Annotated in this window: 14 protein-coding genes and 6 pseudogenes; 3 read left to right on the forward strand and 17 right to left on the reverse strand. The window is 74.8% G+C overall.

Annotated elements, in window-relative coordinates:
- The 4 genes and pseudogenes from JNW87_RS22730 to JNW87_RS22745 all read right to left on the reverse strand — a co-directional run.
- Positions 1–420, reverse strand: a pseudogene (locus JNW87_RS22730) (hypothetical protein); the annotation flags it as partial.
- Positions 421–553: 133 nt separating this feature from the next.
- A complete protein-coding gene (locus JNW87_RS22735; protein ID WP_109800255.1) occupies positions 554–1,558 on the reverse strand; it encodes a glycine betaine ABC transporter substrate-binding protein in 1,005 nt (334 codons plus the stop codon).
- Positions 1,559–1,746: 188 nt separating this feature from the next.
- Positions 1,747–2,471 (reverse strand): annotated as a pseudogene (locus JNW87_RS22740) (ABC transporter permease).
- The gene (locus tag JNW87_RS22745; protein WP_109800257.1) at positions 2,468–3,154 is read right to left on the reverse strand and encodes an ABC transporter permease; all 687 of its coding nucleotides are present in this window, start codon (positions 3,152–3,154) and stop codon (positions 2,468–2,470) included. The pseudogene JNW87_RS22740 and the gene JNW87_RS22745 overlap by 4 nt, the downstream one beginning before the upstream one ends.
- 2 nt (positions 3,155–3,156) lie before the next feature.
- Between JNW87_RS22745 and JNW87_RS22750 the strand changes: the two are divergent.
- Positions 3,157–4,157, forward strand: a pseudogene (locus tag JNW87_RS22750) (ABC transporter ATP-binding protein).
- A gap of 60 nt (positions 4,158–4,217) precedes the next feature.
- Here the strand turns inward: JNW87_RS22750 and JNW87_RS22755 are convergent.
- From JNW87_RS22755 to folP, 7 genes and pseudogenes are all read right to left on the reverse strand, one after another.
- Entirely contained in the window at positions 4,218–4,718 is a 501-nt protein-coding gene (locus tag JNW87_RS22755) for a hypothetical protein (protein WP_109800259.1), read from the reverse strand.
- 86 nt (positions 4,719–4,804) lie between these two features.
- Positions 4,805–5,107, reverse strand: coding sequence for a hypothetical protein (locus JNW87_RS22760; protein ID WP_109800260.1), 303 nt, complete (start codon positions 5,105–5,107; stop codon positions 4,805–4,807).
- Between the two features lie 52 nt (positions 5,108–5,159).
- On the reverse strand, positions 5,160–6,380 hold the full coding sequence (locus JNW87_RS22765) for an ABC transporter permease (protein WP_109800261.1): 1,221 nt from the start codon (positions 6,378–6,380) through the stop codon (positions 5,160–5,162).
- 118 nt (positions 6,381–6,498) lie between these two features.
- Positions 6,499–6,987: a DUF3180 domain-containing protein gene (locus JNW87_RS22770; RefSeq protein ID WP_201749477.1), complete on the reverse strand. Its 489-nt coding sequence runs from the start codon at positions 6,985–6,987 to the stop codon at positions 6,499–6,501.
- A 61-nt stretch (positions 6,988–7,048) separates the two neighbouring features.
- A complete protein-coding gene (gene folK / locus JNW87_RS22775) occupies positions 7,049–7,576 on the reverse strand; it encodes a 2-amino-4-hydroxy-6-hydroxymethyldihydropteridine diphosphokinase (protein WP_238454376.1) in 528 nt (175 codons plus the stop codon).
- Positions 7,573–7,932 carry a dihydroneopterin aldolase gene (folB, locus tag JNW87_RS22780; protein ID WP_201749478.1) on the reverse strand — a complete coding sequence of 120 codons (360 nt, stop codon included), beginning with the start codon at positions 7,930–7,932 and terminating at the stop codon, positions 7,573–7,575. Before folB ends, folK begins: the two co-directional genes overlap by 4 nt.
- 46 nt (positions 7,933–7,978) lie before the next feature.
- A pseudogene (gene folP / locus JNW87_RS22785) lies at positions 7,979–8,860 on the reverse strand (dihydropteroate synthase); the annotation flags it as partial.
- Positions 8,861–9,217: 357 nt separating this feature from the next.
- Here folP and JNW87_RS22790 point away from each other — a divergent pair.
- Positions 9,218–9,463, forward strand: a pseudogene (locus JNW87_RS22790) (hypothetical protein); the annotation flags it as partial.
- Positions 9,464–9,538: 75 nt separating this feature from the next.
- Here JNW87_RS22790 and JNW87_RS22795 read toward each other — a convergent pair.
- The 4 genes and pseudogenes from JNW87_RS22795 to JNW87_RS22815 form a co-directional block, all read right to left on the reverse strand.
- A pseudogene (locus JNW87_RS22795) lies at positions 9,539–9,949 on the reverse strand (HAMP domain-containing protein); the annotation flags it as partial.
- Positions 9,901–10,338: a hypothetical protein gene (locus JNW87_RS22805; protein WP_238454373.1), complete on the reverse strand. Its 438-nt coding sequence runs from the start codon at positions 10,336–10,338 to the stop codon at positions 9,901–9,903. The gene JNW87_RS22805 and the pseudogene JNW87_RS22795, both read right to left, overlap by 49 nt.
- A 4-nt stretch (positions 10,339–10,342) precedes the next feature.
- The gene (locus JNW87_RS22810) at positions 10,343–11,023 is read right to left on the reverse strand and encodes a response regulator transcription factor (protein WP_109802900.1); all 681 of its coding nucleotides are present in this window, start codon (positions 11,021–11,023) and stop codon (positions 10,343–10,345) included.
- 89 nt (positions 11,024–11,112) lie between these two features.
- On the reverse strand, positions 11,113–11,670 hold the full coding sequence (locus JNW87_RS22815; RefSeq protein ID WP_109802899.1) for a hypothetical protein: 558 nt from the start codon (positions 11,668–11,670) through the stop codon (positions 11,113–11,115).
- A 130-nt stretch (positions 11,671–11,800) separates the two neighbouring features.
- Between JNW87_RS22815 and JNW87_RS22820 the strand changes: the two genes are divergently transcribed.
- Entirely contained in the window at positions 11,801–12,229 is a 429-nt protein-coding gene (locus JNW87_RS22820) for an NUDIX domain-containing protein (protein ID WP_109802898.1), read from the forward strand.
- Positions 12,230–12,258: 29 nt separating this feature from the next.
- Here the strand turns inward: JNW87_RS22820 and JNW87_RS22825 are convergent, their stop codons facing one another.
- Together JNW87_RS22825 and JNW87_RS22830 are read right to left on the reverse strand one after the other, a co-directional pair.
- Positions 12,259–13,305, reverse strand: a complete 1,047-nt coding sequence (locus JNW87_RS22825; RefSeq protein WP_238454374.1) for a BTAD domain-containing putative transcriptional regulator — start codon at positions 13,303–13,305, stop codon at positions 12,259–12,261.
- A gap of 303 nt (positions 13,306–13,608) precedes the next feature.
- Complete coding sequence (locus JNW87_RS22830; RefSeq protein WP_238454375.1) at positions 13,609–14,112, reverse strand: thioesterase II family protein; 504 nt, start codon at positions 14,110–14,112, stop codon at positions 13,609–13,611.
- Positions 14,113–14,361: the final 249 nt, after the last annotated feature.

Consider the following 14,361-nt stretch of genomic DNA (forward strand, 5'->3'; position numbering starts at 1 on the left):
CTGCTCGTCGGCGGCCGGGGCGGTGATGCCCGCGGCGGCCGCGATGCCGGCGGCCGCGGCGTCCAGCCGGCGCCGCAGCGCGATGATCGACTCCTGGGCGCGCTGGGCCTGGTCGAGCGCCTGGTTGCCGCGCTGCGCGGCGGCCACGATCTCGCCGCGCAACTCCCGGCGCACCTGCTCGACCTCGTCGAGCAGGTGCTCGGAGCCCGCCGACTCGCCGCCCTCGGCGCGCAGCGCGATGGAGAGGCCGATCAGCACGACGGCCAGGATGGCCAGCACGGCGCCGAAGCGCAGCGGGCCGTTGCCGTCGGCCACCAGGAGGATCAGCGCCGCCATGGGCGCGAGCGCCACACCGATCCAGAACAGGACGGTCAGCAGCGACGAAGTGCGCTTCTCGGCGGGGGGAACCGGGGCGGGCATGGCTGTGCACAGTACCGAGAGTTCCCGCGGCTGGGAACAGGCCGAACGCACGATCTGGCAGGGACGCGGCACCCGTCGACCGCCACCGCGGACGGTCGCCGACGGGCCACCCAGGCCCGTCGCGACCGGTGGGTCAGCTGGCGGCGAGCGCCCCGTCCGAGGAGAAGACCAGGCCCACGCTTGCCTGGCCGGTCTTCAGGGCGTTCTTGGTCTGCGGACCGCCGGCGTCCAGCGAGCTGAACGAACCGGCCTTGAAGTCGTAGACCTGGACCAGGCCGGCCTGGCACTTCGGCCGCTGCGGGCACTCCGGCGGGCCGGCCAGCACGGTGGCCTGGCCGGAGCACTTGCTCGCCAGATCGGAGAGCGTGGCCACCTTGTACTTGTCGGCGAAGGCCTTGGTGACGGCGAAGGCGTTCTGGTCCTGCGCCGCGGACGGCTTGCCAAAGGTGATCCCGGCCTTGTCGCCCTCCGCCTTCAACGCGCTGACCGTCTTGTCCAGGTCGGGCGCGGAGACCGGCTGGGCGTTCTGGCCGTTCGCCTTGGTGTTGAGGAACTCGGCCATGGTGGCCGCGTACTCCGGGACGACCTGGATCTCGCCCTTGGCCAGGGCGGGCTCGTAGAGCTCCCGGTTGCCGATGGTCTGCACCTTGACCTGGTAACCGGCCGCGGTGAGCGCGATCTTGTAGAGCTCGGCGATGGTCTGGCTCTCGCTGAAATTGCCCGCGCCGACGGTGAACGCGCCGCCCGGGCCCTTCTCGATGCCCTCGGTCAGGTCGTTGGAGTCGGCGAACTCCTTCGCCGCGACCTGCGGGGTCTGCCGCTCGACGTCGACGGACTTGTTCAGCTCGATCAGCTTCGGGGTGTCCAGCTTCTCGGAGACCTTGTCCAGCGCGGCGACGAGCTGCGGGCTGGCCGCCTTCGCGCTGATCGCCGGGAGGACGTTGTCGGTGTTCTGGAGCTTCTTGTCGTCGGTGAGGACGACCAACTGGTCACCCTTGACCGGGGCGCAACCGGCCCCGGAGGCGCCCTTGTCGGGCGCTTCGGTGCCGGACGAACCGCCCTTGCCGCACCCGGTAAGGAGCCCGGCCGCGGCCAGGGCGCCGACCGCCCCGATGGCCAGCCTGGTACGTGCGCGCATCAAAGCCCGCCTTCCGTGTCCCGGCGCGACCCTTCCGGGCCGGCCGCGTGTCCGACGGGCGATCGTCCACTGATGCGCCCGCAAGGTCCACCCAACATCTTGCCCGGGGGGACCGACAACATGTGGCGACCTTCGTCACCGGATCGTCACCCGGTCCCCGGCGGGCGCCGCCGGGGCGTACCGGCGGGTCAGCCGCCACCGGTGACGGCGTCCGCGGCCCGGCGGTCCCCGCCGCCGCGGGCCCGGCGCAGCGGGCGCGGCGTGGCCACCCGCTCGACCAGCGCGAGCAGCAGCTCCACCAGCACGGCGAGCCCGGCCACCAGCACGCCGCCGGCGATGATCTGGCCGCCACCGGCCGCGATGTCCAGCCCGAAGCCGGCCCGGATGATCTGACCCAGCCCGCCGCCGTTGACGAAGGACGCCAGCGCCGCGGTGGCGACCACCTGGACCGCGGCGGTACGAAAGCCGGCGGCCAGGTACGGCACGGCGAGCGGCAGCTCCACCCGGCGCAGCAGCTGCCCCCCGGACAGGCCCATCCCACGCGCCGCGTCCCGGGCCTCCGGATCGGCCTGCCGCACCCCGGTGTACGCGTTGGCCAGCAGCGGTGGCACCGCGAACACCGCCAGCGCGACCACCACCGACGGCGGCCGAAACCGAGGAAGGTCAACGGCAGGATGGTCAGCAGGGCCAGGGTCGGGATCGCCAGGCTGACGTTGGAGATCAGCAGCACCCCGCCGCCGCCCCGGCCGGTGTGCCCGAGCCAGAGCCCGAGCGGCCAGGCCACCAGGCAGCCCAGCAGCACCGCCGCGGCGGACATGCTCAGGTGCTCGCCGAGCCGGTCCAGGATGCCGCCCGGGTTCGTCCAGTTCAGCGGGTCGTTCAGCCAACGCACGGCCTGTTCGATCGCGTTCATGAGACGCGCCCGCGCAGCCACGGCGTGAGCAGCCGGCCGACCCCGGCGAGGACCAGGTCCAGCACCAGCGCGAGCAGGACGCAGAGCAGCGTGCCGGTCATGATCTGCGCCTTGTAGAAGTTGTTCTGGAAGCCGGCGAAGATCAGCTGGCCGAGGCCGCCGCGACCGACCACCACGCCGACGGTGACCAGGGCCACCGTGGAGACGGTGGCCAACCGCAGGCCGGTGAGGATGCCGGGCAGGGCCAGCGGCAGCTCGATCCGGAACAGCCGGCCCCAGCGGCCGTACCCCATCCCCTCGGCGGCCTCGCGGACCTCGGGGGGCACCTGGTTCAACCCGGCCACCGCGTTGCGGACGATCACCAGCAGGGCGTAGAGCACCACCACGCTGAGCACGGTCAGCACGCCGATGCCCAGATAGGGCGCGAGGAAGGCGAACAGCGCCAGCGAGGGGATCGTGTAGAGCACGCCGGTGAGAGCCAGGATCGGCCCGGCGAGGGACCGGAACCAGTACGCGGCCACCGCCAGCGGCAGCGCCACCACCGCGGCGATCAGCACCGCCCGGGCGGTCAGCGAGGCGTGCTCGCGCAGCGCGGTGAGGATCGTGTCAGAGTTGTCCCGCACGTACTGCCAGGAGAACCACGGGTTCTCCGGCTCGGCCCGGTAGCTCAGGTGGAGGGACACAGGTGGACGTTACCCCGCAGGCCGGCGGCGACGCCGGACACGGCGCGGCCTCGATCACCCTGGAGGGCATCCGCAAGCGCTACCCGGACGGGACCGAGGCGGTGCGGGAGCTGAGCCTCGAGGTCAAGGCCGGGGAGCTGGCGGTGCTGATCGGCCCGTCCGGCTGCGGCAAGTCCACCGTGCTGCGGATGATCAACCGGTTGATCGAGCCGACCGCTGGCCGGATCCTGCTCGGCGACGACGACGTCACCCGGGTCGACCGGTCCGGCTGCGCCGCCGCATCGGGTACGTGATCCAGAACGTCGGTCTCTTCCCGCACCAGACCGTCAGCGCGAACGTGGCCACCGTGCCCGGCCTGCTCGGCTGGCCGCGGGAGCGGACCCGCCGGCGGGTCGACGAGCTGCTGGACCTGGTCGGCCTCGACCCGGCCCAGTTCGGCCGCCGCTACCCGCACGAGCTCTCCGGCGGTCAGCGGCAGCGCGTCGGGGTGGCCCGGGCGCTCGCCGCCGACCCGGTGGTGCTGCTGATGGACGAGCCGTTCTCCGCCGTCGACCCGATCGTCCGGACCCGGCTGCAGGAGGAGTTCCTCCGGCTCCAGGCCGAGGTCCGCAAGACGATCGTGCTGGTCACCCACGACCTGGACGAGGCGGTCCGGCTGGGCGACCGGATCGCGGTGCTCTCCCAGGGCGGCCGGCTGGAGCAGTACGACACCCCGGCCGCCATCCTCGGCTCGCCCGCCTCGCCGTTCGTCCGCGAGTTCGTCGGCGCCGACCGGGGCATCCGCCGGCTGGCGGTCACCCCGGTCACCCGGGAGGTGCTCGACCCGCTACCGGCGGACGACGGGTCGGACCTGCCCGCGGTGCCGCTCGGCGGGTCGGCGTACGACGCGTTGGGCGTGCTGCTCACCTCGGCCGCCGAACACGCCGTGGTCACCGAGGACGGCCGCCCGGTCGGGCTGCTCAGCCGGGACCGGGTGCTGACCCTGGGAGCCATGGCGGGCTGACCGGGCCTCGCCCGGCGGTTCCGGCGTCGAGCGCGGCCCCCGCGACGGGGGCGGGCGCGGTCAGGCGCGGCCGCCGAGGCTGGCGGCGCCGACGATCCAGCCGGCGAAGAAGCCGTACGTGGCGCCGGTGCTCGCCGCCTGGAAGGCCGCGAGCAGCGACCCGTCCGGGCCGAGCAGCGCGGCGAGCAGCCCGGTGAACCCACCCGCCAGGACGTACGCCGCCCAGCCGGAGAAGAACTGGCTGACCGAGCCCTGCACCCGGGCCACCTGCGAGGCGGGCAGCAGATAGAGGAGCGCCGCCGCCAGGATCACCATCAGCACCGCCCGCAGGTCGGTGGCGAACACCCCGTGCGCCGGGTCGTCGGAGTGCAGCCGCCAGGCCGGCCAGGCCAGCAGCCGCAGGAACCAGCCGCCCGCGCCGTTCGGGTCCGTGTGAGCCTGGACCCACCCCACGTACGCGGGGCTGCCGCCGACCCCGACCAGGAGCAGCGCGGCCAGGGTGCCGGTGCCCGCGGCGGTGCCGTAGCCGCTGACGGTCCGGGGGCGGTTGGTGAGGGCCATGGGGCGGTCAGTTCCCGGCCCGCGCCGCCGGGCAAACCTGCGCGCACGGGCCACCCCCGCCAGCCGGCGGGCAGCCACCGGACGGGTCAGTGCTTCAGCAGGTAGTCGATGAAGGCGGCGCGCAGCAGTGGCGCGGCCTCCTCGTAACCGTGCCCGGTCAGCTCGCGCCACAGGGCGTTGGCCTCATCGATGATGGGCCCGATCGAGTTGGGCGCCCCGTCCAGCACGGCGGCCTCGTCCGCGTTCGGCAGGTGCCGCAGCACCGTCCAGAAGAAGTTGACGTCGTGCCGCTCCCGGGCCAGGGCGAACGCCTGCTCGCGCAGCTCCTCGGTGGAGAGCTGGTCGAGCTGGTCGAAGGTACGGCCGCCGGTGGCAGGAGATTCGGTCATGCCGCCGAGCCTAACCGGCGAGATCAGGCTCGGCCCGCCGGACGGGGCCCGGTCAGCGGTCGTCGGCGTCCCAGCGCTGCGGGCCGGTCTCCCAGCGGTGCGCCTCCCACGGGTCGACCGTGGTCTCGGGGGCCTGCACGGGCAGCACCGACGGCCAGGTGTCGACCGGGCCGGGCCGGGACAGCGCCCAGCCCGTGCTGATCGTGCCGTCCCCGGCCGGCGCCCGCTCGAACGCTTCGCCGGTGACCGCCCGCGGTCGGCCGAGCGTCTCGACCAGCCGGGTGACCAGCAGCCCGGTGCCGAGCATCGCCCCGCCGACGGCCCACCGGCTGACCGTCCAGCCGCGGGCCTGCGCCCAGGCGAGGAAGACCACCACCAGGGTGACCGCGATCAGGGTGCCGAGGATCCCGCCGCGCCGGCCGTACGCGCTGGTGCCGGCGAGCATCGCCGTGCCGACGGCCAGGATCGACCAGTCCAGCCCGGAGGTGGGCGCCACGGGGCCGGTCCCGTTGGCCGCGATCAGCACCCCGGCGAGCATGGCCAGCACGGTGGAGCCGACCAGCGCCAGGGCGGCCACCGTCGCGGCGACGCCGCCCCGCCGCCGGGCCGGGTCGACGACCGGCCGGAACCGGCCCACCAGCCGGCGGATCGCCTTGACCGCGCCGAACAGGCCGCCGAGGACGGCCAGCGCGGCGAACCCGGCGAAGAGGTTGACGGCCATGCCCCGGGGGTCGTACGTGCCCTGCACGGCGACGGGGCCGGCGCGCCGCTCGATGTACACGATCACCCCGGCCGCGCCCGCCAGGCTGGCCGCCCAGCCGGGCACGTGCAGCACCACCACCGCCAGGGCGAGCGCCGCGCCGCCCACGGCGGCCACCACCAGTGCCGGGAGGAGGGCCTCCCGCAGGCCATGGTCGCCCTGCTCGGCGAAGTGCAGCGCGGCGGCCACCGCGACCGGGCCGACCGCCAGGTTGACGGCGGCGGCGCGCAGGCTCAGCCCGGCGGCGAGGGCCAGCAGGCCCAGCGCGACCACGTCGACGAGCAGCGACTTCAGGCCGTCGCCGCGCAGCGCGTCCGCGTTCTCCCGCCAGAGCAGGTACGCCATGCCGCCCAGCCCGGCCAGCAGCACGAACTCCCAGACCACGTGGACGGCGATCCGGTCCCGCCCGGGCTCACCGTGCAGAGGGTCGTCGAAGACGTTCTCCAGCACTGCGGCGGGCACCCCCGACGACGGCTCCGCCGGCCCATCCCGGCCCGTTTCGTCGTACGTCATGACCCGCGCCTCCCACGTCGCCGGCCGACCGGCCCGACGCACGGGCGGACCGGCGGCGGCCGTTGCTTCCGGTCGCCAGGCACGGTACCTGCGGGCGCGGGTGGTGGGAACCCCCTGATCAGAGGCGGCCGCGAGGTGTCTCCCGGTCGCCGGGCTCGCGATCCTCGTCGTCCTCCTGCTCCGGCACCCGGCAGGCCCGCTCCAGCCAGAGGGCGGCGGCCACCAGGGCGAGCGAGGCGAGCAGCCCGGCGCCGGCGGCCGGCCGGTCGCCGGCCGCCGCGTTGGTCCGCTCGACGAAGAGCCACGCGGTGAGCCCGGCGTAGAAGCCGGCGAAGATCGCCCCGGCCAGCGCGGAGGCCTTGGCCAACACCACGAACCGGGCGACCAGCAGCGGGTTGACCGGGTCCCGGCCCGGCCGGCGCTCGATCCGGCCCCGGGTGTTGACCGCCGCGTACCCCTCCAGCACGGCCAGCGCGGCCAGCGTGACGACCGGCAGCCAGGGCAGGTTCGGCGCGACGTCGTAGTAGAAGCTGCTGATCAGCAGCCAGGCCACCGCGGCGGCGGCGAGAGCGGCCACGACCAGGGTGGAGATCCGGGTCGGACCCATCCGGAAGCGGTCGGGGTCGCGCGGGAACTGCGCCTGGCTCATGCCGTCCGGCTCCAGTGGGTCATGCGTCCGACTCTAACGCCAGATCCGGTCGGGGGCTCAGTTCCAGCGCGTCCCCGGCCAGCGGCTCGGCGTTGAGCAGGTCGGTCAGCCAGCCGTGGCCGGGCAGTCGCCCGTGCGGCTCGATGTCGATCCACGGCCGGAGCACGAAGGCCCGCAGGTGGGCGCGAGGGTGCGGCAGGGTCAGCTCCGGGTCGTCGCTGAGCACCGGCCGGCCCGCGTCGTCCCAGACCGTGACGACGTCGACGTCCAGGGTGCGCGGCCCGAACCGGCGTTCCGGGTCGCGGACCCGGCCGGCCGCCGCCTCGGCGGCCCGGGCCCGCGCCAGCCAGTCCCACGCGGTCGCCGCCGGGTCCACAACCAGCACCACCGCGTTCAGGTACGCCGGCTGCGCGGTGTCCCCCCATGGTGGAGTCTCGTACACGCCGGAGACCACCCGCACCGCGTCCCCGAGCGCGTTCACCGCCGAGCGCAGGTGGTCGAGCCGGTCGCCGAGGTTGCTGCCGATCGACAGCACGGCCCGGGTCACCGGGTACGCCGCATCGTGACGGCAACGTCCCGGAAGGCGTGCGGGATCGGCGCCTCGGGCTTGTGCACGGTGATCGTGGCGGCGCCGACCAGCGGCTCGGCGAGGCAGACCGCGAGCAGCCGGTCGGCGAGCGTCTCGATCAGGTTCACCGGCTCCCCGGTGATCACCGCCACCAGCCGCTCGGCCAGCTCGCCGTAGTGCACCGTGTCGGTCACCTCGTCGGAGCGCGCGGCCGGCGCCAGGTCCAGTTCGAGCACCGCGTCGACCACGAACTCCTGCCCCTGGGCGCGCTCGAAGTCGTAGACGCCGTGCCGGCCGCGCGCCCGCAGCCCGGTCAGCTCGATCCGGTCGGTCATCGGGCGTCCTCTCCCCGCGCCGGCCCCGCCGGCCGGCCCGCTTCGGCGCCGGGCCGCCGCCGTCGCCGCCGTCGTTCCCGGTGGGACCGGCGACCAGGTGGGGGCGGCCGGTGGCGGCCCAGACGGCGAGCGCGTCGGCGGTGGCGCGGACGTCGTGCACCCGGACCCCCCAGGCGCCGGCGGCGACGGCGAGCAGGCTGGTGGCGACGGTGGCCGCCTCCCGTTCGGCGGTCGGGCGGGGCGCGCCGTCCGGGCCGGTCAGCAGCTGACCCAGGTACGACTTGCGGCTCGCCCCGAACAGCAGCGGGAAGCCCAGTTCGAGCAGCTCCGGCAGGCGGGCGCTGAGCTCCCAGTTGTGCGCGGCGGTCTTGGCGAAGCCGAGCCCGGGGTCGACGATGATCCGGTCGGCGGCCACCCCGGCGGCCAACGCCTCGTCCACGCGCTGACCCAGCTCGGCCCGGACGTCGGCGACCACGTCGGTGTAGCTGGCCAGGTCGCGCATCTCGCGGGAGTGCCCCCGCCAGTGCATCAGCACCCAGGGGCAGCCGGCGTCGCGGACCACCCGGGCCATGTCCGGGTCGGCGAGGCCCCCGGAGACGTCGTTGACCACGTCGGCGCCGGCGGCGAGGGCCGCCTCGGCCACCCGGGCCCGGCTGGTGTCGATGCTGACCGGGATGCCGGCCGCGGCGAGCTCGCGGATCACCGGCAGCACCCGGGCGTTCTCGGTCTCCGCGTCGACCCGGTCGGCGCCGGGACGGGTCGACTCCCCGCCCACGTCCACCAGGTCCGCACCGGCCGCGCACAGTCGCACTCCGTGTCCGACCGCGGCGTCGAGATCGGCGTATCTGCCGCCGTCGGAGAAGGAGTCGGGCGTGACGTTGAGGACGCCCATCACCACCGGGGCCTGGGCCCGTACCAGATCGGTCACGACTAGACCGTACCGGTCGCCGACAGCGCCTCCGCCGACCCGGCCCCGGACCGCCCGCAACGGTCCTGACATGCCGATTGGAACAGGTGTACGATCGGTCGTCCGGGTCGTATCGGGCCGACTCTTCGCGGGTTGTCGCAAAGGTGGCCGGGCCGTACGCTTTGGAATTGCCCAGCATCGAGATGGCGAAGCCTGGAGGGAGGGCCGAAGCGGGAGAAATTCCCCCAAAGCTCACCACTCTGCGTGGTGAGTAACGAACGCAGCGTCGCCGACGCTGCGCAGAGTGAGCACCGATCCCGCCAGGCTTGACTACTGCACCACCGCGGCGTCGCCGGCCGCGTCATGGGGAGGTTTCCAGTGATCGCCATCGAGCTCCTGGGGACGGCGTCGTCCGCCGTCCACCACGCGCTCCACACCCTGGCGTCGACTCCACTCGCCGAGCCGGCGCCCAAGGGCATCGACACCGAGGGTGTCGTCACCTTCTTCGCCAGCAAGATCGCACCGATTCTGCTCGCCGTGCTCGGCGTCATCTTCATCGGGCGGGCCAGCCGGGGCGAGATCTCGAAGGTGCTGACCAGCTCGGCCATCGCCATCGTCGGCCTCGGACCACGTCGTGACGAGCAGCTCGGCGGCCCGGCGGGCGTCGGCGGGCAGCGCGTCCAGCTGCTCGGCGAGCAGCGACGCCGCCGCCACCAGGGCGGTCACCGGCGTACGCAGCTCGTGCGCGACGTCGGCGGTGAATCGCCGCTCCCGGGCCTGGGCCCGGGACAACGCCTCGATCTTCGTCTCCAGCGCCTCGGCCATCTCGTTGAACGACGCGGCCCAGGCGCTGAACTCGTCCCGGCCCCGCACCGGCAGCCGGGTGTCCAGCAGGCCCTCGGCGACCGCCCGGGCGGCCCGGCTGGCCCGCCCCACCGGTTCCAGGGTGCGCCGAGCCAGGGCGTTGCCCACCCCCGCGGCGAGGAGCAGCACCGCCGCCCAGCCCACCACCAACGCCGTCCGGAGCTGGCCCAGGCCGTCGGCCAGGTCGTCCTCCACGGTCACCACGTACAGCTCCGCGGTGGAGCCGGGGATCCGGCCGCCCACCACGAGCAGGTGCGGCCGGCGTCGGCGGGGGAGCGCTGGTAGCCGAGCTGCCCGGCGGCGACCGCGGCCCGCAGGTCCCGCCCGGGGGTCGGGGCGTACCGCGGGTTCGACGCGGCGGTGTCCCCGGCGACGAGCAGCACGTGCCGTCCGTTGCCCTCGAAGCTGGCCAGCAGGTCCGCCCGGCGGGCGTCGGTCAGCGGCAGGAACTGCCCGGCCAGCACCAGCTGGTAGCGGGCGTCGGCGGCCGCGCGTTGCAGCGAGCCGTCGAACCGGGCCTGCCGCAGCATCAGGTACGAGCCGCCGGCCAGCACCCCGGCGGAGACCCCGGCGACCAGTACGAACGCGACGACGAGCCGGCGCCGCAGACGCCCCGGGGGTACGCGGCCGGCCACGACGTCACCCCGTCGACAGCTTGTAGCCGGCGCCGCGGACCGTCCGGATCAGCGCCGGCTGGCCGGGGTCGTCCTCCACCTTGGCCCGCAGCCGCTGCACCGCCACGTCCACCAGCCGCGAGTCGCCGAGGTAGCTGTGCCCCCACACCCGGTCCAGCAGCAGCTCGCGGGTGAACACCTGACCGGGGCGGCGGGCCAGTTCCAGCAGCAATCGGAACTCGGTGGCGGTCAGGGTCAGCTCCCGTCCCGCCTTCCGGGCCACGAAGCGGGCCGGGTCGATCTCCAGCGGGCCGGCGGTCACCGTGGTCTCCTCGGCCGGGGCGACCGCCCGGCGCAGCACGGCGCGGACCCGGGCCACCAGCTCCGGCAGGTCGAACGGCTTGCGCAGGTAGTCGTCGGCGCCGCACTCCAGCCCGACCACCACGTCGATGGTGTCGGTGCGCGCGGTGAGCATCAGGATCGGCACCTGGCTGGTCCGGCGGATCTCCCGGCACACCTCGAAGCCGTCCAGGCCCGGCAGCATGACGTCGAGCACAATAAGGTCGGCCGGCCGGGCCCGCCAGCCGGCGAGGGCGGTCGGCCCGTCGACCGCGGTGTCGACCCGGAACCCGGCCCGGCGCAGACCGAGGGCGGTGACCTCCCGAATGGAGGCATCGTCCTCGACGACCAGCACGCGGCCCTCCATGACGACCTCAGGGTAGCTCCGGCGCGACGCGGCGGGACCCTGGCGCAACGGTCGGTGATGAGGGCGACCGGCCCTCATCACCGGCATGGTCACTGCTGCCACTGGTGCGCCACGTCGAGCACGACCCGGCTGTGCGAGCCCGGACCGGTCAGCACGAACACCCGGTACGGCAACTGCGCCCGGACGCCCACGGCGAAGGTGGTGTACCCCTCGAAGCTGCCGCCGAAGACCACGTCCCGCAGCGTCCGATAGCCCAGCACGTTGATCGCGTGGTCACCGGTGCGGTACGGCACGGTGGCGACGTGGCTGTCGTCGTACGCCGGGGCCCGCAGCGAGACCCGCAGCAGCGCCCCGCCCGCCGTGTACGGCGACAGCGCCAGCCCCTGCCCCTCGGTCCACGTCTCGCCGTACGCGACGGAGAAACCGTTCGCCGGTCCGGCGAACTCGAACACCACCCGGTCCCAGCAGTCGTGCCGCCCGGCGCGAACCTCCGCGAGTGGGGCGCCGCTCAGCGCGCCGCCCGACTTGGCGGTGCTGCCCCAGGTGATCCCGCAGTACGGCGTGGTCGCCGCAGCGGCGCCCCCCGTCCCGGCGAGCAGCCCGCCGAGCACCACGGTCAGCGCTACCAGCGCTCTCCTCAGTTTCATCGTGCCCTCCCTGTCGATGTCGCGGGACCTGCTCCAGCGGTCCCGACTCGACGGTCGGCGCGCCGTGCCACAGCGGCTTCGCAGCCGGGTAACCGGCAGGTAACAGTCCGCGGTGGCGCAGAATGGCCGGATGTCCGACCGCTCCCCGCGTACCCCCTCGGTGTCCTGCGTCTTCGTCTGCCACGACGGTGCGGGCCGGTTGCTGCTCGCCCGGCGCGGCGCCGGTGCCCGCGACGAACCCGGCACCTGGGACACCGGCGCGGGCGCGCTGGAGTACGGGGAGACCTTCGAGGCCGCCGTCGCCCGCGAGGTCCGCGAGGAGTACGCGACCACGCCGCTGGAGATCAGCCTGCTCGGGGTCCGCAACGTGCTGCGTGACGACCCGCCGTCGCACTGGGTGGCGGTGGTGTTCGCGGTCCGGGTCGACCCGGCGACGGTCGCCATCGGCGAGCCGCACAAGTTCGACCGGCTCGGCTGGCACACCCGGGACGACCTGCCCACGCCGCTGCACTCGCAGCTACCGCCGACGCTGGCGCTGCTGCCGGACCAGCTGGGCTGACCGCGGCCTCTACGGTGGACCGATGCCGGTCACCCGACATCGACTCCTGCGGTCCCTCGGCGCCGCCGTCGGCGTGGCCACGGGCGCCGTCCTCGACGGAGGTCACGCCGGGTGGTCGATGAGGGACGGCCGACGACGCCGCCCGTGCGGGGTGACGGGATCGCGGCCTGCCGGTGGGTCGGCCCGAACTCCGTCGACCAGGTCCGCGGCAGGTCGGTCGGCGCGCGCCGCAGCGCGCTGCGCGGTCCGAGCCCGGCCGACCGGTCGGGCCGGAGCCCACCGGCGGAGCCGCCCGGCCGGGCGACCGGGTTCACGGTCGCCGGTACCGCACCGCCGGCCGGGGTGATGCCCAACTCGCGCATCCGCTCGGCGTACGCCCGGTAGCGCCGCTGCGCCTCACCGTGCCGGCCCGCCGCGCGGAGCACCTGGACCAGCTCCAGGTGGGCGTCCTCGTCGTACGGGTCGCGGTGCACCAGCCGCATCAGGTAGACCAGCTTCTGGTCGGTGTCCGGGGCGTGCTGGGCGAGCGCGCGCAGCACGCTGGTGTGTGCCACCTGCGCCTCCTCCCGCAACGACTGCGCCCAGTCCTCGTACGGGTCGTCGGCGAGGAAATCCCCGCCGTACAGCTCGTCGGCCCGGGTCAGCAGCCGGGGCGCGTCCGGATGCCCGGTGCGCTGCGCGGCCTGCGCCTCCTCGACGGCGGTGAGGAACGCCTCCACGTCCACGTCGACCACGTCCAGGTCGATCGCCACGGAGCCCCGGTCGGCGAGCACCGGCCCGCGTCCGCTGGTGCGCTGCCGGGTGCCGAGCACCCGGCGCAGGGTGGACAGCAGCACCGAGAGCCGGTTCGCGGTGCGCGACGGCGACTCGTCGGGCCAGAGCAGCTCCATCAGCCGGGGGCGGGGCACCGCCCGTCCCCGGTGCGCGACGAGGATCTTCAGCAGGTCGCGCGCCTCCTTGGACTGCCATTCGCCGTACGGGACGACGGCGCCGGCCCGGAACACCCGGAAGTCGCCGAGGGTGTGGATGACGACGGCCGGGACGCGCAGCGTGATCGCGGTCAGCCCGTCGGCCACGCCGGGGTCGAGGCGTACCCCGCAGCGGCGCAGCTTCTGCTCGGCGCCCTCCGCGCCGCGGCGCGCCTGCCGCCCCTGCAGCCGGGCGGCGATCAGCTGGACCGTGGCCTCCTCGGCGCGGTCGCCGAGTTCCTGGCAGAGCGCGGCGGCGTCGTCGAGCAGCCCGGCGGCGGCCCGTGGGTCGGCCGCCGCCAGACGCCACCACCGACAGGTCGGCCCGCACGGTGGGCAGGATCAGCCCCAGCAGGGCGGGGTCGGCGAGCAGTTCGTCGGGTATCCCGCCGAGGCCGCGCAGCCAGGCGGTCAGGGCTGCCGTCGTCGAGGGCCTGCGGCCGGGCCGACGGACGCGGCGCGGTGCGGCGGGCGGGCCGCGGAGACCACCGGGCGGTGCGGTGCCGGGCCGCCCCGGGCGACCAGCCGGCGGGCCACCTCGTACCCGATCAGGCCGCCCATGCTGTGCCCGAAGAGCGCGTACGGCGCCGGCACCCGCTCGGCGATCGCCTCCACCAGCGGCGGCGCCAGCCCGTCCATCGTGGTCAGCGGCGGCTCGGCGAGTCGCCGCTCCCGGCCGGGCAGCTGCGCGGTCCACACCTCCACCTCGTCGCCGAGCAGCGCGGACCACGGCCGGTACGCGCCGGCCCCCGCACCCGCGTACGGCAGGCACACCAGCCGGAGCCGGGCGGCCGGGCGGGGCACGGCGCAGCTCAGCCAGGCGGCGGCCCCGGTCGGTCGGTCGGCGGTCGTCGGTGGCGGTGGCATGGGTACCCCGTTTCTGCTCAGCACGGCGACGAGGCGTGGTGCCGCCATGCCCGCACACGCTAGGAACGGCCCGTGACGGCGGTCTTAAGTGCCGGATGAGGGTTTGCTGCGGTGTCCGCTTCGGCCCGGCTTCGGGCCGCGCCCTGACCGACCGGCCCACCCGGCTCGGGCCGGACGCCCGATGGAGGCGGCTCTATCCCTTCTAGATCGTTAACCGGAAATTCGGTGCAGGTCAGGCCGGGGGGGTAACGGGCGACGCGCCGTGTAGATCCGTGACAGGTGGATGAAGGGTGTCCA

The organism is Micromonospora sp. ATA51 (genome assembly GCF_016802855.1).
Classification (GTDB): Bacteria; Actinomycetota; Actinomycetes; order Mycobacteriales; family Micromonosporaceae; genus Micromonospora; species Micromonospora sicca.